Source organism: Cupriavidus sp. GW822-FHT02D05, from assembly GCF_058802485.1.
In genome coordinates, this window is sequence record NZ_JBXAOE010000012.1 from 44,797 (window position 1) to 67,474 (window position 22,678).

The window sequence follows — 22,678 nt, forward strand, 5'->3', positions numbered from 1 at the left end:
CCGCGGCTCAGAGGCTCGCGATGGTGTCGTCCAGCACCTGCACGCCAAGCAGGAAATCATCGATGTCCATGGCCTCGTGCGGGTTGTGCGAGCCGTGCTCGTTGCGCACGAAGAGCATACCGGTGGGGATGCCGGCGTTGGCGAACAGCGATGCATCGTGCCCGGCGCCGCTCGGCACCTGCTCAACCGGGAGGTCACGTTGCCGGCATGCCTGCGTGAGCAGTTCGCAGACCCTGCCGTCCATGGTGGCCGGGGCCGATTCGATGCGGCGGTCGATCTCGAACCGCACGCCGCGGTCGCGCGAGATGGCCTTGCATTCCGTGCGCAGCAGTTGATAGAAGCCTTCCAGCGTTTCCACGCTCTTGCTGCGCGCCTCGAAGCTGAAATTCACCATGCCGGGGATGCGGGAGATCGAATGCGCCTCCGGGCTGGTGCTGACCATGCCGGTGGTGACGACCAGGTCGATGCCGCGCTCCAGCAGCACACGCCAGTGCTCGTCCAGCCGCGTGATCAGGTCGGCCACGGCAAACATGGCGTCCTTGCGCAGCCACCGTGGCACCGCGCCGGAGTGGCCTGCCTCGCCGATGCACTGGATCCGGTTGTGCCGCACATTGCCGCGGATGCCGGGCACCACCGCCACCGGCAAGCCGCGCGCGACCATCACCGGGCCTTGCTCGATATGCAGTTCCAGGTAGGCATGGATCTTGGCTTTGTCGAGCAGCGGCGCCTGCGCGCGGATCGCCTCGACATCGGCGCCGGCGGCTGTCATGCAGGCCGCCAGCGACTCGCCGGAATGACGGTGCGCCAGCGCCAGGTCGTCGGCGCTGAGCTTGCCCAGCAGCGCGCCCGAACCCATGTACGCCTTGCCGAACCAGGCACTTTCCTCGCCCCGGAAGCCCACTACCTGCAGCGGCACGCGCGAGTGCCGGCCGGACTGCTTTTGCCGGAGCTGGCAGAGCAGGCCAGCGACGATTCCCGCCAGCCCGTCGAAGTTGCCGCCTTGCGGGACGGAGTCCAGGTGGGAGCCGACCCACGTAGCGGGCGCGCCCGCGTCGGCTTGCGGCAGGCGGAAGACGAGATTGGCGGCGCGGTCGGCCTGCGCTTGCAGGCCGTGGCGCAGCGCGAAGTCCCGCAGGTAGGCCGCCGCCGCGGTCTCGCCCGCGCCGTAGCTGTCGCGGGTCACGCCAACGCCATCGGACGACAGCTCGCGTATGTCCTTGAAGAGCTGTTCGGCGACCGGCTTGAGTTCCAGAATTTCCATGGCACGTTTGTTGATCGTTGCAGTGACGCGCCGGCGGCATGCGCCGGCGCGAGCGGTCTTTTGCGGATGGCGCTCAGCCGGATTGCTGCGCGAAGCGCAGCCAGCGGTCGCTTAAGTGCGGGTCGAGCCGGACCTGGCCCACCAGGTCGCGCAGCGCCCCGGTGCCGGTTTCCTGGCAATAGTCCTGCAGCCCGTCGATGATCTTTTGCATGACGCCGGGGTCCCGGAAGGACGCCGTGCCGACCTGGACGGCGGCGGCGCCGGCGAGCATGAACTCGACGGCATCCTCGGCGTTCTGGATGCCGCCGCAGCCGATGATGGGGATGCGCACGGCGCGATGGCACTGGTGCACCAGCCGCAGGGCAATCGGCTTGATGGCCGGGCCGGACAGGCCGCCCATGACATTGCCCAGCTTGGGCTTGCGGGTACGCACGTCGATGGCCATGCCCAGCACCGTGTTGCCCATGACGATGGCGTCGGCGCCGGCGTCTTCCGCCGCCCGGGCCACGGCCGCGATGTGGCTGGCGTTGGGCGTGAGCTTGACCCAGACGGGGTGGCGCGTGCGCCGGCGGATGGCGCAGACCGCCTTGTAGGTGGTCTCGGGCAGCATGGCGAAGGCCATGCCGTCGGCTTCCAGGTTGGGGCACGAGATATTGGCCTCGATGGCGGCAACCTCGGGCAAGGACATCTGCTCGCACGCCAGGGCGAACGCCTGCGCGGTATCGGCGGAGATCGACACCACCACCGGCGTGTTGTAGCGCGTGTAAGGCGGCAGCACGCATTCGCGGTAATAGTCGAGCCCCTTGCTCGGGATGCCGATGGCGTTCAGCATGCCGCCATAGGCCTCGGCTACCCGTGGCGTGGGGTTGCCGGCCCGGGAGCTGGGGGAGACGCTCTTGATCACCAGCGCGCCAAGCTGGTTGAGGTCCAGCGCTTCGCGGTACTCGATGGCGAAGCAGCCGGAGGCGGGCATGACCGGGTTGCGCAGCGTCAAGTCGCCAACCCGAACGGTGAGATCAGCCAAACTCCACCTCCCCGACCACTTCACGAATGGAAAACACCGGGCCTTCCCGGCAGACCCGCAGGAATTGCTTGTCGCCATCGCAATCGAACAGCCGCACGCAGGACAGGCACACGCCCATGCCGCAGGCCATGCGCTGCTCCATGGCGACTTCGCCCACCACCTCGGGATGGCCGGCCAGCACGCGCTGCAGCAGCATCAGCAGGCGGTGCGAGCCGCAGGTGTAGACCGCATCCGGGCGCTGCTGCCCGATCAGGCCGCGCATGAGTACCTCCGTGGCCTCCACCGACGAGGAGCCATCGGCATCGAACACGCTATGCACTTGGGCGTTGGCTCCGCGCAGGAATTCGTGCTCCATCAGGTCGTCGCGGGTGCGGGCCGACATCACCGCGGTGATGGCGGCGCCAGCTTCGGCTGCCTGCTGGATCAGCGGCGCCATGGTGGCCAGGCCCACGCCGCGCGCCACCACCAGGATCCGCTTGAAATCCGGCCTGAAGGTGAAGGTGTTGCCGAGCGGGCCGACGATCTCCATGTGGCCATCCACCGGCAGGCTGGCCATGGCGCGCGTGCCCACGCCGGTCACGTTGTAGAGGAACTCGATGCGGCCGGCTTCCGGCCCCGCGCCATAGACGCTCATGGGGCGCAGCAGGAACGGCTGTTCCGTGTCGGTGGTAGGGCAGCGCAGCTGGTAGAACTGCCCGGGCTTCGTGATCCTGGCAATGGGCGCATCCGCTTCGAGGCGGATGTGCTTGTAGCGCTGGTTGACCCACGAATGTTCGACCACGCGGCAGCGATAGGACGCTACCGTGGCGGTGCTGTCCGGGCTGCACAAGGTTGCAGGCATGATGACTCCTGAGTCCTGACTAATGCGGTACGGGGCGATGCAATGCGCGCCGCTTATTCCAGCTCGACGCCCTTGAGCTCGGGGATGAGGAAGATCGTGGCGATCATGTCCAGCACGTAGATGCTGGCCAGGAGGGCAATGGCCACCTGGAAGGAATAGGCTGCGGCAAGGGCCCCGACCACGATGGGCCCGAAGCCGCCCACGCCACGCCCGATGTTGAACAGGACGTTTTGCGCGGTGGCGCGCGCCGCGGTGGGATAGGCTTCCGAGATCAGCGCGCCGTAGCCGCCGATCATGCCGTTGACGAACAGGCCCATGACCGCGCCGGCCCAGAGCATGGTGACGGGGTCGGACATCTGCGCATACGCGATCACCATCGCCACCGCGCCAGCCTGGAAGATCAGGAAGCTGGGCTTGCGCCCGATGCGGTCGGCCAGCTGGCCAAACACGTAGACGCCGACCATCATCCCCACGATGGTGACCGAGGTCCACATGGCGGACTTGGTCAGCGAGAAGCCCAGGGCTTTGGACAAATAGGTCGGCAGCCAGATCATGATGCCGTAGTAGCCAAAGTTCTGGACCGAGCACAGGATCACGATGCCGAGGCTGGTTCGCGTGGTGCGGCCATCGGCCACCAGCAGCTTGAACGCGCTCGGCTTGTTCTTGTCCTGGGCCTCGGCATGGCGCACGAACACTTCCGGCTCATGCAGCCGGTTGCGCACGAACCAGGCCACCAGCGCCGGCACCACGCCCAGCAGGAACATGCCGCGCCAGCCGATATGCGGCAGCAGCAGCGGCGTCAGCAAGGACGCCAGCAGCACGCCGCTCTGCCAGCCCAGCGCCACGTACGACGACACCCGCGCGCGCTTGCTGGCGGGCCAGGCTTCCGCGGCCAGCGCCATGCCGATGCCGAACTCGCCACCCAGGCCGATGCCGGCGATGGTGCGGTAGGCCAGCAAATCCCAGAAGCCCTGTGCGAACGCACACAGGCCGGTGAAGACCGCAAACAGCACAATGGTCCAGGTGAGCACGCGCACGCGCCCGTAACGATCGCTCAGCGCGCCGAAGAGGATGCCGCCGGCAACCGCGCCGATCAGCGTCCACGTCACCAGGGCACCGGACTGTCCGGTGCTCAGGCTCAAGGCCACGCTGATGGCGGGCAGCATGAAACCGAGGATGAGCAGGTCGAACCCATCCATCGCGTAACCGATGGCCGAGCCGGCCAGCGCCTTCCAGGCGTAGGGCGAGGCCCGGTCGGTTCGTAGGGGCGGGGCGTCGGACGTGGGGACCGATGCGCGAGCGTTGGCTTCCATGGGGCGTTCCTCTGTGCCTTTGTTGAGCATGTGCGCCGGCCGGCGGGCTGTGTCGTCGACGGGTAGCGCCTTCTGGTTCACTTGTTGCGCGGGTTAGCGCTGCTGCCGGCTGGCCCGGGTTGCGGGACACCGCAGGCAAGCCAAAATCTGTCTCAATTTGTAGACTACATGGAGAAAAAATAACCGGATGGATCGGGCTGCAGGCACTACGCTGCAAATAGCCTTTGCCATTCGGCATCTGTCTTATTTTTTAGATTACACGTGAGAAATCGCGTTTGCAAGGGATTTTTAGGGGCCTGGCGGCACGCAGGATTGCGGCCCGTGGGCACCTCGCGCTGGTCCGCAGCAGCCGTGGCGGCACAATTGTCTAATTATTGAGAAAACCATGGGCATTCATGCCGCGGTGCAGGCATTTGATAAACTCCGCTTCCATGAAAAAACCAGCAACAGCACGCGGCGACGCCCCGGTAAAGCAGGGCCAGTCCCAAGGTGGAACCACCAAGCCGGAAGGGCAATGGCACCATGGCGACCTGCGCGCTTCGCTGATCGCGTGGGGCACCCATCTGCTCGATACCGAGGGGATCGCGGGCATGAGCATGCGCACGGCAGCCAAGTTGGCCGGGGTCTCGCCGGGCGCGCCGGCCTATCACTTCAAGGACAGGAACGGGCTGCTGGCCGCCATCGCGGCCCAGGCGTTTCGCGACCTGGTGGCGTATCGCCGACAGAGCGTGGAGAACATCGACCCTGCCGATGCGGCAGGGCGGCTGCGGGCGATCATGCTCGCCTACGTGGCGTTCGCCCAGGCGCATCCCGCGCGGTTTCACCTGATGTTCGGGCCGGAGATCGCGGACCGGGAGCAGTATCCGGAGCTGGCGGAGGCGGGCGCTGCCTCGTTCCAGGTGCTGCGCAGCGCCATCGGGCCCGTACTGCAGGCGCCAGGCGTCGGCGAGCTCAGCGAGGAACAACTGGCTTTCTCCGTGTGGGCCGCCACCCACGGCCTGGCCACGCTGACCATCGACCGCCGCCGCCTGCCTGTGGCCTCCACGCACAAGCCCACGGCCGAGCAGATGGCCGATGTTGTCGTGCAGTTCTGCCTGGCGGCGTTGCGGGGATCGGCAACGCCGCGCTAGGCCGGGGGCCTTGCCCGGTCAGTCCACCAGCACCTTGCGCTGCGTGCATCGCAGCATGCATCCGCCTCAGTCGGCGGGACGCCAGTTGCCATGGAAGCCGGCGGGCACGCGATGCGACAGGTGCACCAGCGCCACCGGCCCCTGCGCCAGCGCCTGCGCGTTGAAGATGGCCATATCGCTGCGGTTCTCCGCGGCGCGCCAGATCACGGACAGCAGCCAGCCGTCGCCCTCGTCGGCATCCGCATGGCGCGGGACAAACACGGGTTCGCCGCATTTGTCGCCGGCCGGCGGCTGGTACTGCGCGACCTGCCCGGTGGCCAAGTCGATATGCGCCAGGCCGCTGCGCAGGCTGTCGCCTTTGGTGGAGGCGGAGATATCGCCGCTGCAGTAATAGCCGTGCCGGTAGGGCAGCATGGCAAAGCGCTCGTCCAGGCGCGGAAACTCGCCCGGCGTATCGCATAGCGGCTGCTCGCGATACGCGCCGGATTTCCCCGCCAGGTCGAAGGTCCAGCGCACCAGGCTGGCCACGGGTGCGCCGTTGGAGAGTGGGCGTCCGTCCGGCCCGGGGAACAGCGGCGGAACGTCGTACTTCATCATGTCGCAGACGATGCCGCCGTGCGGCGCGTCGAAGGCGTTCATCGGATGGAAGACGTAGCACGGATCGCCGGTGAACCAGCGCACGTCCGCCGCGGTGCCGTCGCGCGGCAGGATGCCGATGTGCGTGCCTTTGTCCGGTTCCCACGCATAGGCCGGCTGGGCGTTGGTGGCGCGCTCCATCGACCCCGTCAGCGGGAAGATGGGAAACAGGATGTGGGTGCGCGTCACCATGAAGTCATGGACCATGCTCGGGAACGGCGCGACGATATGCACGGAGCGCAGCAGCTTGCCCTGGCTGTCTGCCACATGCAGCATCAGGTCCGGTGTGAACGGGCCGCGGGCCCCATAGCCGAAGAAGACCATTTCGCCGTTGACCGGGTCGATCTTGGGGTGCGCGGTCATGGGCCCGGAAAATTTCTCATCGAAGGTCTGGTAGCCGCGCGGCGCCAGTGATACCGGGTCCACTTCGAATGGCATATGCGCTTCTTCCAGCGCCAGCAGGCGGGCGCCATGCCAGACCACGTTGGTATTGGCCACGGTGGAGTTCAGCTCAAGCAGCCTGGGGTCCGTCAGGTGCCGGCTTGCCAGCGAGCCCGACAAGCCTTCGCCGTTCTCGTTTTCCATGACCCATTTCGGTGTGCGGATCCAGCGGTTGCGGTAGGACACGCGGCCCTTCTCGAAATGAAACGCGTGCAGCATGCCATCGCCCGAGAACCAATGATATTTGCCGCGCGGCGCGAACTGCGGATTCGGCCCGTTGCGGTAATAGGTGCCGCGCAGCCCGGCGGGCACTTCGCCGGTGACCGGCAGGTTGGGCGCGTCGCACTCGGCGTGCAGCGGCGCGAAGTAGCCGGACAAATAGGGCTCATTGGTGGGGAAGGCGATGGCCATGGGTGCTGTCTCCGATCTGTTGGTTTTGCGTCGCGCCTGCCAGGCGGCGCGATCGATCCTTTTTTAACTATGCAGTGATCAGTTGTGGACTCTAGCAGGCGAACCATGACGCTGCAAGGAGGTTTTACGCGAGTGGAGGGGGACGGCAGTTGGCGGCACGCGGCGGCCGCGTGGTGGGGAGCAAGGGGGCGAGACGGCCACCGCGACCCCGAGGTTTTCCGCTGTCCTGTGTTTTGCGGTCTATCGCGCAAACAAGGCTTTCGGCGAGGCATGCGCAAGGTACAACGCGCTATAAGCCCCAACGAGGTCATCGAGGCTGAACGAGCGGTTCAACCCGCTCGGATTTGGAAGGATCCACACAGTCGACCCACCCAACATCGCGTTCTGGCGTCCCCATAAGACCTGCCGCTGACCTGAAATGGCTGCGTATGCGGCCTTCCCCAGGAAGGCGATACAGGTGGGGCGGTGAAGTTCGATTTTCTTCAGCAACGCCGATGTCGATGCATGAAATTCATGCGGTGAAAGCTGATCGGCCCGCGCGGTAGGCCGGGCAACGGCCGTTGTCAATCCGCATCGATGGGCGAGCAGGTCCCGGTCGTTTTCGGGGCGTATCAGCACTGGCGTGAAACCCGCCAGATGCAAGACTCGCCAAAAGCGGTTGCCATGGCCTTCAAAGTGGTGGCCGCTTGCCGCCGCTCTCATGCCGGGATTGATGCCACAAAAAACGACTGCCAAACCTTCCGATATCACGTCCGGTAGCGGTGGCGGTGGCGGTGGCGACGGCGCACCGCCTGTCGGGTCGGAGAATATGCGCGGGTCCTGAACTTCGGTCATGTCGGTTGCCGTTTCAACCGCCGAGCAGCTTACCGTTCAGGAGGATGTGCAGCGTTTTGACAAAGAGAACCCCAATCGCGAGGGTCAGCATGGCGAGCAGGATGATGGCAATCGCCTTCACGGGCCAGGCCTGGACGAACATCGCGTATTTCAGCGACGCAATCGCCAGCGCTGCCATTGGAAAGCTGATTGCCCACCAACCCGAAGCGAACGGCATTCCCCTGCGAAACACCTTGGGTGCGAGCGTGAGGAATACAAAGAGACCGAAGTAGAACAGCAACCCGGAGAAGGTGTCGACCTGCTGCGTAAAGTTGGTGTAGGCAAGAAAGCCCACTTCGAACGGCGCCATCAGGATCAGCAGGGAAGGGACCATGCTGGCGGGCAGCGGCTCGTGGTGAATCATGCGCGACATGATCATCGTAAAGAACAAGAGGGCAATCATCGTTCCCACGGCCAGCGCGAACAAGTTGACTTCATGCGCCCACGGCATTGGCATGGTCCCGCCGGCAACGGCGATATCCAATGTGGCCACACCCGGGATGAACCAGGCGGGAACGGCGTGCGCAGCGTCGATCTTTCCCCGCAGCAGCCGGCCCGCAATCGCGAAGCAGAGCGCAAGCGTGAAAATGGTACCCACCGTCCACATGACTTCGGCAAGCGTCTGGCTCAGTGGCGCAACGACCGAGGAAAGCAGCAGGATGGCGATCGTGATCGTGCCGAAGAAATTGCCGGCGACGGGATGCCGGTACTCGGCGACGACCGCCTCAGGATGTTTGAGCGCCTTGACGAGATAGCCCGCGCCCAGCACGACGAACACCACCAGGGCGAGGATGCCGGCTGCATCGGAGATCAGCGGACTCACCCCGAACTCGTGGCTGGCCTGGCGCCACGCAATGGACAGTCCGGCAATGCCCATGACCGACGCAAACAGGTTGACGGGCAAATTTCTGATCGAAGCGGTTGTCCGCAAGGACTGCGGATGGGGACTCGAAAGCGTTGACACAGCACATTCTCCAGATTCTTGGGGACCTGAGACGTGGCGGCCCAGAGCAGCCAATCGAGCAGCCTCAAATCGTTCGCCGCCTCGTTTGTCGGGGAGGTGTGGCCGATACTATGCGCTTCCACGCATAAAGATAATCTGCCATTATTGAGAATCATCCTCCCAAAAACTGAGAACATGGCCGATCGCTTCGAATCCATGTCGATCCTGGTGGCCGTGGTCGAAGCAGGCAGTTTTTCTGCTGCGGCGCGCCAACTCAAGATGCCGCTCGCAACGGTGAGCCGCAAGGTCGCAGACCTGGAGTCGCACCTGAATACGCGACTCCTGCATCGCTCCACCCGACAGCTTTCCCTCACCGAAGCCGGGCAAGCATATGTTGCCGCATGCCGGCGCATTCTCGAGGAAGTGGGGGAGGCGGAGCGTGCAGCTTCGGGGGAGTATGCGGCGCCCAAAGGCGAGATCGTCATCACCGCACCCCTGGTCTTCGGACGCCTGCACGTTTTGCCCGTGGTCGCGGATTTCCTCAAGACTTATCCGGACATCGATGTGCGGATGGTGCTGACCGACCGCGTGGTGCCGCTTCTTGAAGAGCACGTCGATGTCGCATTGCGGGTTGCCGAACTGCCCGACAGCAGTTTCGTCGCGGCACGGATTGGCACGGTGCGCCGGGTGGTGTGCGCAAGCCCGGCCTACTTCGCCGAACACGGCATGCCGACGAGCCCCCTTGAGCTCACCGCGCATGCATGCATCACGTTCGAACGGATGACATCCCGGCAGGTTTGGACCTTCATGTCGGGCAAGTCGGAGATCGCGGTGCCCGTCCGTTCGCGGCTTGCCGTCAGCACTGCCGAAGCCGCGGTCGATGCGGCAGTGGCCGGCGTCGGGATCACGCGCGTGGTGTCTTATCAGATGGCGAGCGCGTTGCTCGCCGGCGCGCTCAAGATCGTGCTCGCACCGTTCGAGCCGGCGCCGTGGCCCATCAGCCTTGTTCACACCGGACAGGGCATCCTGCCGCTGAAGCTGCGCGCTTTCCTTGATTTCGCCGCGCCGCGCTTGAAGGCTCGGGTGGTGGAGGTCGAAGTCTGACGTTTGCAGGCCGAGGGTGCGAGCGTCGCAAGTCGGTTGTGGGTTCAACCGGTCAAAGCAACGGATTGATGGAATCGTTCATCCGGTGTATTGAAGTTTGGTGTCTTTCGGGGACGGCTCATTGAGCCGCCTCGCTACGGCTTCCTTGCGGCCGCCCGGGTTCACTGCCGTATCCGGCCGAACTAGGCCCATTCGATTCCCGATAGCGGGCGTAGCTCGCTCAGGCAGCATCGCTCTATCCGCGGTTTCCTTCCTTGAGGTTTGTCCGACGCCTGCCCGCCAGTTCCGCAGCAGGCTCGAAGGCCTGCGCGCAAGGGCAGGCATCGGACAACCCTTAACAGTTTCGGCTATGCCACCCACCATCTCAACACGGCTGAACTGGGGCGTCAGGGTACCTTGGCCGACCGGATCTCCATAACAAACGACGATCTAAGGCGCCTAGACCAGACAACGTGGCGCTTGGAAATCAATTACGACCTTGATAATGTCACGCATGGCGGTGATCACCACGCGGGCGTCATCGCGACGCCATTGCACGGCATAGTGCAGCGGCTCCAGCGCATCGCTGCCCGGCAGGATCTTCAACACGCCGCGCGCCGCAAGCGCCTGGGCCCATTGCTCGGGCATGAACGCAAAGCCAAGCCCTTCAGCGACCATGCCGGCGACCGCGCCCCAGCTATTGCACATGAGCCGCCGGTTCACCATCAGCCCCCGGCACGCCAGCCATTGATCGAGGACCCGCGTACCGCCCGCGCCCACCGGCAAGGTCAGCAGCACATGCTCGCAAATCAATGTCTGAGGATCTTCTGTGCCGGCCTCATCAAGAAACGACTGACTGGCCACCCACGCGAAATCTACCTGACTGATCCGCTCGGCCGCAAGGCTGCTGCGCGTGGAGGGGCCAGCCAGCACCGCCAAGTCCAGTTCGCCATCGTGCAGACGCTGCTCGAGCACCTGGCCGATATCGACATAAGGCTCCAGCAGCAGACCAGGATGGCGGGTCGATACTTCGCGCACCAGCTTCGGCAGCCATGTCAGGCCGCTCAGCTCGCCCAGCCCGACGCGGCAACGTCCCATCAGCCCGTGGCGCTGCCCGGCCGATTGCTCCAGCTCTGCGGCAGCGCGCAGCAGTTCACGAATTTGCGGCAGCATCTGCTCTCCCTGCGCGGTCAACTCTGCGCGCCTGCCGCTCCGGTCGAATAACTGCACGCCCAGCGATGCTTCGAACTCGGCCACCCGCTTGGACAGTGACGACACCGACAGGTGCACCCGCTCCGCAGCCACGGAGAAGTTGACGCAGGTGGCGGCCCAGTAAAACGCTTCCAGTTGCTTGAGAGTCATGGGGTGGCGGCCGGCAGTCGCTGTGAATGTTTCCAAAAAGCGAAATTATACCTTCGTTATTTTTCGCTTTTCTCGTTGGGTCGTGATTGCTAGATTTGGCGCGAGACCACAGCGTTCCGTCCCCCTTGAACATGTCAGTTGCCCCCCACAATGGCGCCCCACAGGCCACAGCACACAACCCGGAATCCGCCCGGGGCGCATCCGCTGCGCCGCAGCAAGTTGCTTCGGCTGCACGTGATATCGCATGGCTGAGAAGGCGGGTGTTGGCGCTGAACGACTTCGAAGCACTCGCGAATCGCCGCTTGCCCAGACCGCTGTACGCCTACGTGAGCGGTGCGGTCGAAGACAGTGTTTCACTGGCGCAGAACCGGAGCGCGTTTGAAGAGATCGCGCTGCGGCCGCGCGTGCTGGCCGGTGTGGCCACGCGCGACCTCGGCATCGAACTGTTTGGGCGGCGCTATGGTGCACCGTTCGGCATTGCGCCGATGGGCATCTCCGCGTTGTTCGCCTATCGCGGCGACATTGTGCTGGCACGGGCCGCCCGGCACGCCGCAGTGCCGGCCATCATGAGCGGTTCTTCGCTGATCCGGCTGGAAGAGGTCATGCAAGCAGAGCCAGGCACATGGTTCCAGGCCTATTTGCCAGGCGATATGGCGCAGATCGACGGGCTGTTGTCGCGTGTCCAGTCGGCTCGCGTGGAGACGCTGGTGATCACGGTCGATACGCCGGTGGCCGGCAATCGCGAGAACAATCTGCGCGCGGGCTTCTCCACACCGTTTCGGCCAAGCCTCGCACTGGCCTGGCAAGGCGTCACGCACCCGCGCTGGCTGCTTGGCACCTTCACGCGCACACTGGCGCGGCATGGGGTGCCGCATTTCGAGAACGCCTACGCCCATCGCGGCGCACCGATCTTGTCGTCTAATGTCGAGCGGGATTTTTCCGATCGGGCGCATTTCACGTGGGCTCACCTTGACACGATCCGGCGTCGCTGGAAGGGCCCGCTCGTGGTAAAGGGCATCCTGACTGCCGAAGACGCGCTGCTGGCACGCCAGTACGGCGTGGACGGCATCATTGTTTCGAACCACGGCGGCCGGCAGCTCGATGGCGCCATCGCGCCAATCCGTGCCCTGCCGGAAATCGTCGACGCCGTGCCAAACCTGCCCGTGATGCTCGACAGCGGCGTGCGCCGTGGCACCGACGTGATCAAGGCGCTCGCGCTCGGCGCGCGCTGCGTGTTCGTCGGGCGCCCGTTCGCCTATGCGGCGACGGTGGCGTCCGTCGCGGGCGTGTCGCACGGCATCGCACTGATGCAGGCCGAGATCTCGCGCGACATGGCCATGCTCGGACTGAGCCGCGTGGCGGATATCGGCCCGGCCTGCATCCGGCGCGCACCGGTATGAGCACCATCCCTCCACCCCAATTCCAACACGCCGACGCACTGGCCAACACAGGAGACATCCCGATGACTACGCCTCACGGCTTCCGAATTCACGCCCGGCCCGAGCCCACTGTCGGCAACGCGCTGCTCGAGCGTTTCAAGCGCTTTCCAGTGGCCAATGTCAGCGATGCCATGAGCCGGACCGTCGGCACCACGCAGTTGCGCCCTTTCCATCGCCGCGAAGGCCCGTTGGTGGGCCGCGCGCTGACCGTCCGCACGCGCCCCGGCGACAACCTGATGGTGCACAAAGCCATCGACATCTCGGAGCCTGGCGATGTGATCGTGGTGGACGCCGGCGGGGCCGGACCCAATGCCATCATCGGCGAGATCATGTTGGCGCTGGCGATGGCGCGCGGCGCGGCGGGCTTTGTGATCGACGGCCTGATCCGCGACAGCGACACCATCGGCAAGGAGCCGCTCCCCGTCTATGCGCGCGGCGTGTCGCATCGCGGCCCCTACAAGGATGGCCCTGGCGAGCTGCACATCCCGGTCTGCATCGACGGCATGGTTGTGCGCCCGGGCGACCTGGTCATCGGCGATGGCGACGGCCTGCTGGTGGTGCCCGCTGAGGAAGCCGAATTGATCGCCGCGCGCGTGGAAGAGGTGCAACGCACCGAGGCTGCCGTGCTCGAATCGATCTCGCAAGGCCGCGCTGACCGTAGCTGGGTGGAGTGTTCGCTGCGCGACAAGGGGGTACTTTGAGCGCACCCACACTCCCCAGGCACGCGAACCATCTGGTGGTGCGGTTCGACTATTGGCTGGATCCGTCCTTCGACCGCATCGTCGGCGACGCGCCCGGCGTCACGCTGCACACCTGCGCACGCGAAGGCGCCGATGATGCAGCCTGGGCGCAACTGAGCCGGGCGCAGGTCTACCAGATCACGGCGGCCAAGGACGAAATCCCGCGCCGCTGGTTCGTCGACACGGACCTGCTGTCGCGCTGCCCGGCCTTGCTGGCGGTGTCGTCCAGCGGCTCGGGCTGCGACACCATCGACATCGACGCCTGCACCGCTGCCGGCGTGGCGGTGATGAACCAGGCCGGCGGCAACGCCGACTCGGTGGCCGAGATGACGCTGGGCCTGATGCTGGCCGTGCTGCGCCGCATTACCGAGTCCGACCGGCGCATGCGCACGGACACCACCGTGAGCCGTGAGGACCTGATGGGGCACGAGCTGCGCGGTCGCACGCTCGGGCTCGTGGGTGTGGGACACGCCGGACGCAGGGCGGCGGCCTTGGGTCGGGCTTTCGGCATGCGCGTCATCGGCTGCGATCCAGCCTTCGACACGGAGGAAATGGCCGCACGCGGCGCGCAACGGGTGAGCTTCGACGAATTGCTGCGCACCGCCGACGTGGTATCGCTGCACTGCCCGCGCGATGCCACCACGCTGGGCATGATGGACGCCGCCGCGTTTGCCGCGATGCGGCCCGGCTGCATCTTCATCAGCACGGCCCGCGGGGGCATCCACGACGAGCACGCGCTGTACGCGGCGCTGGCAAGCGGCCAACTCGCCGGGGCGGGGCTCGACGTGTGGGACCAGGAGCCGCCGCCGCACGACCATCCGCTGCTTGCGCTGGAGAACGTGGTCGCTACGTTCCACACGGCAGGCGTCACGCATGAGGCCCGCCGCAGGAACGCCACGCTGGCCGCCACGCAAATCGTTGAGCTGCTGGCGATTGGTGCCCGGCCCGAGCGCCTGGTGAACCCCGAGGTGTGGCCGCGCGCGCGCCAGCGTATCGAGGCCGCACTACGGGCGGCGATGGGCTAGGCCCGACCGACGCAACGTTTGAACTAAAAATACGTCACCCCTGGAGGGCTGGCGAGGAGACACAACATGCATCGAACTCCCGATTTTCGGCTTCGGCACCTGCCCCTGCGCCTGGCTGCCGCATTTGCTCTCGCTGTCGGTACAGTCGGCGCCGCCATCCCCGGCGCGGCCCATGCCGAGGCGCCCTATCCGAACCGCCCGATCGAAATGATCGTGGCCTACGCGCCTGGCGGCGGCACCGACCTGGTCGCACGATTGCTGGCCCGGCATCTGGAAAAACAGCTCGGCGCCACCATCGTGGTCCAGAACAAGCCTGGCGCCGGCGGTGCCATCGGCTTTGCGGAACTGGCGCGCGCCACCCCCGACGGCTACACGATCGGCTTCATCAACACGCCGAACCTGCTGACGATTCCGATCGAGCGGAAAACCACGTTCACGTGGAGGAGCTATGACCTGATCGGCAATCTCGTGGACGATCCGGGCGGCTTCACCGTGAACAACAGCAATGCCATTGATTCGCTGGCGTCGCTGGTGACGTACGCTAAGTCAAATCCGGGCCATGTGACCGTGGGCACCACCGGGGTGGGTTCGGACGACCACCTTGCGATGCTGCTGTTCGAGAAGGCGTCGGGCGTGAAACTGACCCATGTGGGCTACAAGGGCGCCGGAGAAGTCCGCGCGGCCCTGGCCAGCCAGCAGATCACTATCGGCGCCATCAACGTGGGCGAAGCGCTGGCGTTCCAGAAGGGCGGCACGCCGATCAGGTTCCTGGGACAGATGAGCATGACACGTGCCGTGCTTGCGCCAAACGTCCCCACGTTCCGCGAGCAGGGCTTCAACATCGAACTGGCCTCGCTGCGCGGCCTGGCCGCACCGAAAGGCTTGCCGGAGCCGGTGCGCAAGAAGCTTGTCGACGCCATGGCACGCGTGGCCGCCGATTCGCAGTTCCGCCAGCAGGCCGACGCCATGTATGCCCCGCTGCGCTATCTGGCGCCCGCTGCGTATGCCTCCGAACTCGAACGCGGCGATGCAGGCTTCCGCCAACTCTGGAAGGAGATGCCATGGCAGGAAAAGTAAGCTGGCTGGCGGCGCTGGCAGTCGGCGCCGTCCTGGTCTCATCCGCTTTGGTATCCGCGTCGGTATCCGCACAGGCGCCGCTGCTGCCGGGGCCGGTCACGATGATCGTGGGCTGGCCCGCAGGCGGCCCGTCCGACGCCGTGGCGCGGCTGGCGGCGGCGCACATGTCGAAGGCGCTGGGACAGACGATCCTGATTGACAACCGCGCTGGTGCGGGTGGCAATATCGGTACCGACGTAGCTGCCCGCGCGCGGCCCGACGGCAGCACCATCATGCTGGCCACCGTGGCTTCGCATGGCCTGAACTCCGCACTCTACAGCCGGTTGAACCACGACCCGCTCAAGGACTTCTCGCCGATCGGGCTGATCACCACGTCGCCAAGCGTGCTGCTGGTACCGCGCGACTCGCCGCTGCGCTCGGTGCGCGACCTGATCGACAAGGCACGCGCCCAGCCCGGCCAGTTGAACTACGGCTCCGGCGGCGTCGGCTCGAGCCAGCACCTGGCGGGAGCCGTCTTCAGGAAACTCGCAGGCGTGGACATCGCGCACATCCCCTTCAAGGGCACAGCGCCCGCCATGACGGACCTGATGGCCGGCCGCGTCGACTTCGTCATCACCACGGGCGCGCTGCCCTTCATCCGCTCCGGCAAGGTCCGTGCGCTGGCCGTGGCCGCGCACCAGCGCCTGCCCGCGCTGCCCGATGTACCTACCTTCGACGAAGCCGGGCTGAAGGGCTTCTACACTGATTCCTGGTACGGACTGGTAGCGCCGGCCGGCACACCCCGTCTCACGCTGGAGCGGCTCAATGAATCCCTGACGCAGGCGCTACGCGACCCGGCCCTGCAACGGCAGTTCGCCGAACAGGGTTCGCTGCCGGTTAAGCCGATGGGCGTGGACGAGTTCTGGACTTTCGTGAAGAAACAGATGCCGACAGCAGCGGAACAGGTCCGGATTTCGGGGGCGAAGGCGGAGTAGGGCGGCGATGCGGAACCTTGCCTCTTCCGCGCCACGCCTACCATGCGTCTGCGATTGACGGATGATGACAAGCATCAGGGTGCCCGTACATTACTCATCGAGCTTTCAAAGTATGCAGCTCATATCCCCATCCTATTGCCAGTACCTAAGGGGCGCGAATTCAGCCAATGCAGACAGGATTTTCCACAGTCGCACTGCGCAAAGCCAGTCGGTTTGATTTAAGCCCAAGGCTGATTTTTGCACCATCGGTGCCTATTCACTGAGTTCGCGCCAGGTTTCCAGAAGTTGCTTTGCTTGAGCTTTGAAGGTGGTGGCGTCCTGGGAAGGCAGTTCTTGGAACAGCTCCACGATGAGGTCGAACGATGTCTCGCGGGTGCGCAGCAGCGCGAGCAACGGCGCTAGCGCCTGGTAGTTGTCCAGGCCGTTGACCCCGACGCCGTCCTGGATCATCGGGCGAATCACCACCTGGTCGAGTATGACGGCCCATAGCTCCTCCAGTGTGCCGGAAGAGGGCAAGCGGCTGTAGTAGGTGGAAATGGCCGGCTGCGGGGTGAGGCCTGCCGATGTGGCGGAGGCGATGGATTGCAGCCAGGGCACCAACAGGGCTTGCCGCTGCGGCGTGCCCCAGTTGTGCTGCTCCAGTTCGTAGGGAATGTACCAGCCGCTGAAATTGTTCCGCCTCGGCCATTTGGCCTGCTCGGCATAGGCCACGCTGCGTGCGCGAGTCTGGGCGAGAAAGCGCGGCAGCGTGGCGGCGTCAGGCGCGCCCAGTGCTTGCCACCAGCGCTCATCGTAGGGCAGTCCGAGCCGGATGCCCAGGCCGAGCTGGCCGCTATCGTCGAACAGGAAGTCCGGCAGCGCCTCGGGGATTTGCCAGGGCCGCTCGCCATCCACCGCGGCCCACTGGATCACGATCTCGGCGCAGCCCAGGGCGCGCACGGCCTTCAGGCGCTGGTGCCATTCCGCCTGCCCGAGTCGGCTTCTCCAGCGCGGCAAACTTTGCCACCGCATTTCGCGAGCAGTTCAACCTCACGCCAAGGGCATTCCGGCATTCGGTGCAGGGCTACGTGCAGCCGTTGAGCGCGTAGTGCGCTGTGCCGGCCGTGCTAGCCCCGGCGCGATCACGCTCACCGCTGCTGTTCTTCGTCGAGGTCGGTGCACTGATCAATGTGGCTAGCGTGATCCTGTCGACTTCCGATGAACGGCTGTCATTGGGCGTACTCAACGACCAGCAATGCCGTGGCCATGGTTTTTCCAGGATTCGAAATGGCATGCTGAACATCCGCCGGATAGCGCGCGGACTCGCCGTGCCGGACTTTCTTCTCACTGGGGCCGGATTGAACGGTGACGCAGCCGCTCATTACGGACAGATGTTCCTTCGAACCACTCTCATGCGGCTCGGATGCGAGTACGCCGCCAGGATGGATCGACAGCTCATACCATTCCACCCGGCTCGCAAGGTCCACCGGGCCGAGAATCTTCAACTCGCATTTGCCATCCGGGCTTCTGATCACCGGGATCGAGTGAGCAGGAATGACCGTTACGGTTGGTGTCGGTTTGTCGGCCTGCCCGCCGGAGAGGAACTCGGCCAGGCCAATCCCCAAGGCGTTCGCCAATCGCCACAAGACCGCTACCGTGGGATTGGCGAGATTCCGCTCAACCTGCGAAAGCATCGATTTGGATACGCCAGCACGCCGGGAAAGCTCGTCGAGAGAGAGCTTGCGTGCCTGGCGAAGCAATTGCAGCCTGGCTCCAATGACGGGGGGGCCTTCTGCGAACGCCTCCGCCGGGGGGACTTGTGCCATGAAATGAGATCCTGTAAAGTGAACAGAACGTTCGATATACAGAACACGTTCGGTTTATCGATCATCCTCAGTTTACAGGAGCACCGCTGTGCCGACAACAGACGCATTCTACGCAGCCATCCGCCAGGAGCTCGAGTCCATTGAACAAGCCGGTCTGTTCAAGACCGAGCGTGTCATCGCCTCTCCCCAGGGCAGCCTTATCAGGACTACCGATGGGAAGGAAGTCATCAACCTGTGCGCTAACAACTACCTGGGCCTCTCGTCCCATCCGGAGGTCGTGGAGGCTGCGCATCGCGCGCTCGGCGAGCGTGGTTTTGGCTTGAGCTCCGTTCGGTTCATTTGTGGTACGCAAGACCTGCACAAGGCGCTCGAGGCGCGTCTCGCGAGCTTTCTCGGCACCGAGGACACGATCCTCTACGGCTCGGCCTTCGACGCGAACGGGGGGCTGTTCGAGACGCTCCTTGGTCCGCACGACGCTGTCATCAGCGACGAACTGAACCACGCGTCCATCATCGATGGCATCCGGCTCTGTAAAGCCAAGCGTTTCCGCTACAAGAACAATGACCTTGAGGATCTTCGCGAGCAGTTGAAGGCGGCCGATGCCGCAGGCGCACGTTTCAAGCTCGTCTTTACCGATGGCGTATTCTCGATGGATGGCACGATTGCCCGGCTCGACGAGATCCGCGAGATCTGCGACGAGTTCGGGGCGCTCCTCGGGATTGACGAGTGCCATGCCACCGGCTTCCTTGGGCAGCGCGGCCGCGGCTCTCACGAACACCGTGGGATCTTCGGAAAGGTCGACATCATCACCGGAACGCTCGGCAAAGCGCTTGGCGGCGCCTCGGGTGGCTTTACGAGTGGGCGAAAAGAAGTCGTGGCGTTGCTGCGCCAGCGCTCCCGGCCTTATCTTTTCTCGAACACGGTGGCGCCGTGCATCGTGGGGGCGACACTCAAGGTGCTCGACCTGCTCGAAGCCGATACCACGTTGCGAGACAAGCTCGAGCGCAATGCGCGGTACTTCCGCGGCAAGCTCGGCACGCTGGGTTTCGACGTGAAGCTCGGCGACCACCCCATCATTCCCGTCATGGTGTATGACGCGGAAAAGGCGCAGCGACTGTCCCGGCGTCTGCTGGAGCTGGGCGTCTATGTCATCGGTTTCTTCTATCCCGTGGTCCCCAAGGGGCAGGCACGCATCCGCGTACAGATCAGCGCCTTGCACGACAGCGCCGAGCTGGACCAGGCGTTGGAGGCGTTCGAGATCGCAGGCAAGGAACTGGGGATCATTCAATGACAAAGCCAGCCAGGGTTCTGATCATTGGCGCCAACGGCCAATTGGGAACAGAGTTGGCGTCGGCGCTGGCCGATCGCTATGGCAAGCAGAATGTCGTCACGAGCGACATGGTGCCGCACGGCCGCCACCCGCATCTCACGCATGAAATGCTCGACGTAACCGATCGGGCGCAACTCCGCGATGTCATCGAGCGGCATGGGATCACCCAGATCTATCACTTGGCAGCCGCATTGTCGGCAACCGGAGAGAAGTCGCCCACATGGGCGTGGCAACTCAACATGAACGGCCTGCTGAACGTGCTGGAGGCTGCGCGTCACCAGAAGCTCGACAAAGTATTCTGGCCCAGTTCGATTGCGGCATTCGGCCCGACAACGCCGCCGGACGCCACACCCCAAAGCACCATCATGGAGCCCAAGACCGTCTACGGCATCTCCAAGCTGGCGGGCGAAGGATGGTGCCGTTGGTACTTTGAGAACCATGGCGTGGATGTCCGGAGCGTGCGGTATCCAGGATTGATTTCCTACAAGACGCCTCCAGGTGGCGGAACCACGGACTACGCAATCGATATCTTCCATTCGGCGCTCAGGGCGCAACCCTATGCCTGCTTCCTGGAGAAAGATGAAGCCCTGCCAATGATGTACATGCCGGACGCCGTTCGCGCGACCATCGAGCTGATGGAGGCGCCCGGCGCCAGCATCTCCGAGCGGGGAAGCTACAACCTTGCGGGCTTGAGCTTCACGCCTGGCGATATCGCGAGCGAGATCCGGCGGCATTGCCCGGGGTTCGATGTCAGGTACGAGCCTGATTTCCGTCAGGAAATTGCCGGTGGCTGGCCCGACTCTATCGACGACTCGGTAGCCAGGCGGGATTGGAACTGGAGACCTGAATTCGGCCTCAAGGAGATGGTGGCCGACATGCTGAAAAACCTGGCAACGCTGAACCAGGGTAGCGCCTTGGAATGCGTGAGCTGAGACCGGGTTGGCGCAGCAGGTAAAGCCAGGAACCCGGGCGCCGGCCGGCCTCGCGGCATGACAGCAGGCTGCGCGAAGGTCGTTGCACGGTAGCGCGGGAAACGTATTGACAGGGTCGAGACCCAGTGATAGAAGATCGCCTCGATTTCGGACGCTGGGATGCGTTGTCGGGGAATGAAGGCGATCAGGACGATGCGCGATGCCGCGCGGGCGATAGACAAGGCGCGCAGCGCCGGCCGCATCGATCCGAATAACGATTACCAGAGGAGACAACTCATGATCACGGCTGCAAATCCAGCAATCCGACTTTCCGGCCGCGAGGGCCGGCTTCGACATCGGAGGGTTCATGCTGGCGCACTACCGGCGCGAAGCCGGGCAACCCGTATCCGGAAGGTCATTGCGCGCCGGAACCAATTCACGGGTGAGAGCCGTGCGGGTGCTGACAAGCGTTCGCGGGTCTGAGAGGAGATCAATATGACTGACGTAAGGAAACTGCTCGACGAAGAGCGGGCCCACGAGGAGAAGGATCTCCATCGCGGGCTCAAGGACCGGCACATCCAGATGATTGCCATCGGCGGCGCCATCGGTGTCGGACTGTTTCTGGGAGCAGGGCGCGCGATCGCCATCGCCGGCCCGGGACTGATGCTGAGTTATGCCATCGGCGGCGTGGCGATCTTCTTCATCATGCGCGCGCTGGGCGAGCTGCTGCTGTACCGCCCGGTGACAGGATCCTTTGCAACCTACGCCGAGGAGTTTGTCGGCCCCTTTGCCGGCTTCGCCACCGGCTGGTCGTACTGGTTCATGTGGGTGGTCACCGGGATGGCCGAGATCACCGCGGTCGCAGTCTACGTGCACTACTGGTTCCCGGACGTGCCGCAGTGGATACCGGCGCTGGCCACCCTGGCGGTGCTGTACCTGGTGAATTGCATCGCGGTCGCGGTATTCGGCGAGCTGGAATTCTGGTTCGCGCTGATCAAGGTGGTGACCATCATCGCCATGATCGTGATCGGGCTGGCGATCATCTTCTTCGGTGTGACACCGCTCGGCCCGACGGCCAGCTTCTCGAACCTGTGGACGCATGGCGGCTTCATGCCGTTCGGGACGCTCGGCGTGGTGCTGACCTTGCAGATCGTCATGTTCGCCTACCAGGGCGTGGAACTGATCGGTGTCACCGCGGGGGAGGCGCAGAATCCCGAGAAGGTGTTGCCGCATGCGACCAACGGCGTCGTCTGGCGCATCCTGATCTTCTACGTTGGCGCGCTGATCGTCATGATGGCGCTGGTGCCCTGGAATGAACTGAAGCCCGGCGTCAGCCCCTTCGTCTACGTGTTCGAGAGGATCGGCATTCCGGGGGCGGCCGCGATCGTCAATCTGGTCGTCATCACGGCGGCAGCCTCGTCTTGCAACAGCGGCATCTTCAGCACCGGGCGCATGCTGTACACGCTGGCGCAGTTTGGCCAGGCGCCGCGCGCCTTCGGCAGGGTCAGCAGCAAGCATGTGCCGTCCACCGCCATCACGTTCTCGGCCGTGCTGATGGGCATCGGCGTGCTGCTCAACTACATCGTGCCGGAGCAGGTCTTCGTCTGGGTCACCAGCATTTCGCTGGTCGGTTCGCTGTGGACCTGGTCGATCATCATGATTGCCCACCTCGGCTATCGCAAGGCAATCGCCGCCGGCCGGGTCAAGGCGGTGGACTTTCGCATGCCTGGCGCGCCTTATGCCAACTGGCTGGTGGTCGCCTTCATGATCGCGGTTGCGGCGCTGCTGTCGCTCGATCCGGGTACCCGGGTGGCGCTCTACGTGGCACCTGTGTGGTTCGCGCTGCTCGGCATCGGCTATCGGCTCACCAAATCGCGTGCGCCGCTTGAGGGGCATGTCCGAAAGTCGGCTTGATCACTGTCCCGCGCGCTGCCGGTGCTCCTACGCGGCGGCGCGCAGCGCCGGACCCCGACCGGTCGAATCCGCAGTTGACTACGGAAGCTCGGAGCTGAGTCGGCGCGATCGAGCGTTGGCCGGCGACGAACTTCCGGGTTCGGCC

20 protein-coding genes are annotated in these 22,678 nt (G+C 64.7%); 10 read left to right on the forward strand and 10 right to left on the reverse strand.

Going from position 1 to position 22,678, the window contains the following annotated elements; all coding sequences use genetic code 11:
* Positions 1–7: 7 nt before the first annotated feature.
* From AC1RQK_RS17320 to AC1RQK_RS17335, 4 genes are all read right to left on the reverse strand, one after another.
* Entirely contained in the window at positions 8–1,261 is a 1,254-nt protein-coding gene (locus AC1RQK_RS17320; protein ID WP_492810056.1) for a Zn-dependent hydrolase, read from the reverse strand.
* Between the two features lie 73 nt (positions 1,262–1,334).
* The gene (locus tag AC1RQK_RS17325) at positions 1,335–2,285 is read right to left on the reverse strand and encodes a dihydroorotate dehydrogenase (RefSeq protein ID WP_492810058.1); all 951 of its coding nucleotides are present in this window, start codon (positions 2,283–2,285) and stop codon (positions 1,335–1,337) included.
* Positions 2,278–3,126 carry a dihydroorotate dehydrogenase electron transfer subunit gene (locus tag AC1RQK_RS17330; protein ID WP_492810060.1) on the reverse strand — a complete coding sequence of 283 codons (849 nt, stop codon included), beginning with the start codon at positions 3,124–3,126 and terminating at the stop codon, positions 2,278–2,280. Before AC1RQK_RS17330 ends, AC1RQK_RS17325 begins: the two co-directional genes overlap by 8 nt.
* Positions 3,127–3,179: 53 nt before the next feature.
* Entirely contained in the window at positions 3,180–4,439 is a 1,260-nt protein-coding gene (locus AC1RQK_RS17335) for an MFS transporter (RefSeq protein WP_492810062.1), read from the reverse strand.
* A 431-nt stretch (positions 4,440–4,870) separates the two neighbouring features.
* On the opposite strand from AC1RQK_RS17335, the gene AC1RQK_RS17340 reads away from it, so the two are divergent.
* Positions 4,871–5,569 carry a TetR/AcrR family transcriptional regulator gene (locus AC1RQK_RS17340; protein WP_477132673.1) on the forward strand — a complete coding sequence of 233 codons (699 nt, stop codon included), beginning with the start codon at positions 4,871–4,873 and terminating at the stop codon, positions 5,567–5,569.
* 66 nt (positions 5,570–5,635) lie between these two features.
* Here AC1RQK_RS17340 and AC1RQK_RS17345 read toward each other — a convergent pair whose 3' ends face one another.
* The 3 genes from AC1RQK_RS17345 to AC1RQK_RS17355 form a co-directional block, all read right to left on the reverse strand.
* Positions 5,636–7,057: a carotenoid oxygenase family protein gene (locus AC1RQK_RS17345; RefSeq protein WP_492810064.1), complete on the reverse strand. Its 1,422-nt coding sequence runs from the start codon at positions 7,055–7,057 to the stop codon at positions 5,636–5,638.
* Between the two features lie 240 nt (positions 7,058–7,297).
* Entirely contained in the window at positions 7,298–7,891 is a 594-nt protein-coding gene (mug, locus tag AC1RQK_RS17350) for a G/U mismatch-specific DNA glycosylase (RefSeq protein ID WP_492810066.1), read from the reverse strand.
* A 13-nt stretch (positions 7,892–7,904) separates the two neighbouring features.
* On the reverse strand, positions 7,905–8,894 hold the full coding sequence (locus AC1RQK_RS17355) for an SLAC1 anion channel family protein (RefSeq protein WP_492810068.1): 990 nt from the start codon (positions 8,892–8,894) through the stop codon (positions 7,905–7,907).
* A 174-nt stretch (positions 8,895–9,068) separates the two neighbouring features.
* Between AC1RQK_RS17355 and AC1RQK_RS17360 the strand changes: the two genes are divergently transcribed.
* Positions 9,069–9,977 carry a LysR family transcriptional regulator gene (locus AC1RQK_RS17360; protein WP_492810070.1) on the forward strand — a complete coding sequence of 303 codons (909 nt, stop codon included), beginning with the start codon at positions 9,069–9,071 and terminating at the stop codon, positions 9,975–9,977.
* A gap of 438 nt (positions 9,978–10,415) precedes the next feature.
* On the opposite strand, the gene AC1RQK_RS17365 is transcribed toward AC1RQK_RS17360, so the two are convergent.
* Complete coding sequence (locus AC1RQK_RS17365) at positions 10,416–11,318, reverse strand: LysR family transcriptional regulator (RefSeq protein WP_492810072.1); 903 nt, start codon at positions 11,316–11,318, stop codon at positions 10,416–10,418.
* A gap of 260 nt (positions 11,319–11,578) precedes the next feature.
* Between AC1RQK_RS17365 and AC1RQK_RS17370 the strand changes: the two genes are divergently transcribed.
* From AC1RQK_RS17370 to AC1RQK_RS17390, 5 genes are all read left to right on the forward strand, one after another.
* Positions 11,579–12,718 carry an alpha-hydroxy acid oxidase gene (locus AC1RQK_RS17370; RefSeq protein WP_492810073.1) on the forward strand — a complete coding sequence of 380 codons (1,140 nt, stop codon included), beginning with the start codon at positions 11,579–11,581 and terminating at the stop codon, positions 12,716–12,718.
* 62 nt (positions 12,719–12,780) lie between these two features.
* Positions 12,781–13,458, forward strand: coding sequence for an RraA family protein (locus AC1RQK_RS17375; protein WP_492810075.1), 678 nt, complete (start codon positions 12,781–12,783; stop codon positions 13,456–13,458).
* Positions 13,455–14,522 (forward strand): hydroxyacid dehydrogenase, encoded by a 1,068-nt coding sequence (locus AC1RQK_RS17380; protein ID WP_492810077.1) that lies wholly within the window; start codon positions 13,455–13,457, stop codon positions 14,520–14,522. The genes AC1RQK_RS17375 and AC1RQK_RS17380 overlap by 4 nt, the downstream gene beginning before the upstream one ends.
* A gap of 66 nt (positions 14,523–14,588) precedes the next feature.
* Entirely contained in the window at positions 14,589–15,599 is a 1,011-nt protein-coding gene (locus AC1RQK_RS17385) for a tripartite tricarboxylate transporter substrate binding protein (protein ID WP_492810079.1), read from the forward strand.
* Complete coding sequence (locus AC1RQK_RS17390) at positions 15,584–16,573, forward strand: Bug family tripartite tricarboxylate transporter substrate binding protein (RefSeq protein WP_492810081.1); 990 nt, start codon at positions 15,584–15,586, stop codon at positions 16,571–16,573. Before AC1RQK_RS17385 ends, AC1RQK_RS17390 begins: the two co-directional genes overlap by 16 nt.
* 252 nt (positions 16,574–16,825) lie before the next feature.
* On the opposite strand, the gene AC1RQK_RS17395 is transcribed toward AC1RQK_RS17390, so the two are convergent.
* Together AC1RQK_RS17395 and AC1RQK_RS17400 are read right to left on the reverse strand one after the other, a co-directional pair.
* On the reverse strand, positions 16,826–17,584 hold the full coding sequence (locus AC1RQK_RS17395; protein WP_492810083.1) for a DUF4434 domain-containing protein: 759 nt from the start codon (positions 17,582–17,584) through the stop codon (positions 16,826–16,828).
* 197 nt (positions 17,585–17,781) lie between these two features.
* Entirely contained in the window at positions 17,782–18,378 is a 597-nt protein-coding gene (locus tag AC1RQK_RS17400; RefSeq protein ID WP_492373704.1) for a helix-turn-helix domain-containing protein, read from the reverse strand.
* Between the two features lie 88 nt (positions 18,379–18,466).
* Between AC1RQK_RS17400 and kbl the strand changes: the two genes are divergently transcribed.
* The 3 genes from kbl (at position 18,467) to AC1RQK_RS17415 (ending at position 22,533) form a co-directional block, all read left to right on the forward strand.
* Complete coding sequence (gene kbl / locus AC1RQK_RS17405) at positions 18,467–19,669, forward strand: glycine C-acetyltransferase (protein ID WP_492373703.1); 1,203 nt, start codon at positions 18,467–18,469, stop codon at positions 19,667–19,669.
* On the forward strand, positions 19,666–20,640 hold the full coding sequence (locus tag AC1RQK_RS17410) for an NAD-dependent epimerase/dehydratase family protein (RefSeq protein ID WP_492373702.1): 975 nt from the start codon (positions 19,666–19,668) through the stop codon (positions 20,638–20,640). The genes kbl and AC1RQK_RS17410 overlap by 4 nt, the downstream gene beginning before the upstream one ends.
* Positions 20,641–21,114: 474 nt before the next feature.
* Positions 21,115–22,533 (forward strand): amino acid permease, encoded by a 1,419-nt coding sequence (locus AC1RQK_RS17415; protein WP_492373701.1) that lies wholly within the window; start codon positions 21,115–21,117, stop codon positions 22,531–22,533.
* Positions 22,534–22,678: the final 145 nt, after the last annotated feature.

What these genes read in the sequence shown, in the direction of transcription:
- AC1RQK_RS17395 (WP_492810083.1), bottom strand. Translation starts at nt 17,584, where the DNA reads ATGCGGTGGCAAAGTTTGCCGCGCTGGAGAAGCCGACTCGGGCAGGCG.
- AC1RQK_RS17410 (WP_492373702.1), top strand. Translation starts at nt 19,666, where the DNA reads ATGACAAAGCCAGCCAGGGTTCTGATCATTGGCGCCAACGGCCAATTG.
- AC1RQK_RS17365 (WP_492810072.1), bottom strand. Translation starts at nt 11,318, where the DNA reads ATGACTCTCAAGCAACTGGAAGCGTTTTACTGGGCCGCCACCTGCGTC.
- AC1RQK_RS17375 (WP_492810075.1), top strand. Translation starts at nt 12,781, where the DNA reads ATGACTACGCCTCACGGCTTCCGAATTCACGCCCGGCCCGAGCCCACT.
- AC1RQK_RS17415 (WP_492373701.1), top strand. Translation starts at nt 21,115, where the DNA reads ATGACTGACGTAAGGAAACTGCTCGACGAAGAGCGGGCCCACGAGGAG.
- AC1RQK_RS17390 (WP_492810081.1), top strand. Translation starts at nt 15,584, where the DNA reads ATGGCAGGAAAAGTAAGCTGGCTGGCGGCGCTGGCAGTCGGCGCCGTC.
- AC1RQK_RS17335 (WP_492810062.1), bottom strand. Translation starts at nt 4,439, where the DNA reads ATGGAAGCCAACGCTCGCGCATCGGTCCCCACGTCCGACGCCCCGCCC.
- AC1RQK_RS17385 (WP_492810079.1), top strand. Translation starts at nt 14,589, where the DNA reads ATGCATCGAACTCCCGATTTTCGGCTTCGGCACCTGCCCCTGCGCCTG.
- AC1RQK_RS17330 (WP_492810060.1), bottom strand. Translation starts at nt 3,126, where the DNA reads ATGCCTGCAACCTTGTGCAGCCCGGACAGCACCGCCACGGTAGCGTCC.
- AC1RQK_RS17400 (WP_492373704.1), bottom strand. Translation starts at nt 18,378, where the DNA reads ATGGCACAAGTCCCCCCGGCGGAGGCGTTCGCAGAAGGCCCCCCCGTC.
- AC1RQK_RS17345 (WP_492810064.1), bottom strand. Translation starts at nt 7,057, where the DNA reads ATGGCCATCGCCTTCCCCACCAATGAGCCCTATTTGTCCGGCTACTTC.
- AC1RQK_RS17320 (WP_492810056.1), bottom strand. Translation starts at nt 1,261, where the DNA reads ATGGAAATTCTGGAACTCAAGCCGGTCGCCGAACAGCTCTTCAAGGAC.
- mug (WP_492810066.1), bottom strand. Translation starts at nt 7,891, where the DNA reads ATGACCGAAGTTCAGGACCCGCGCATATTCTCCGACCCGACAGGCGGT.
- AC1RQK_RS17360 (WP_492810070.1), top strand. Translation starts at nt 9,069, where the DNA reads ATGGCCGATCGCTTCGAATCCATGTCGATCCTGGTGGCCGTGGTCGAA.
- AC1RQK_RS17340 (WP_477132673.1), top strand. Translation starts at nt 4,871, where the DNA reads ATGAAAAAACCAGCAACAGCACGCGGCGACGCCCCGGTAAAGCAGGGC.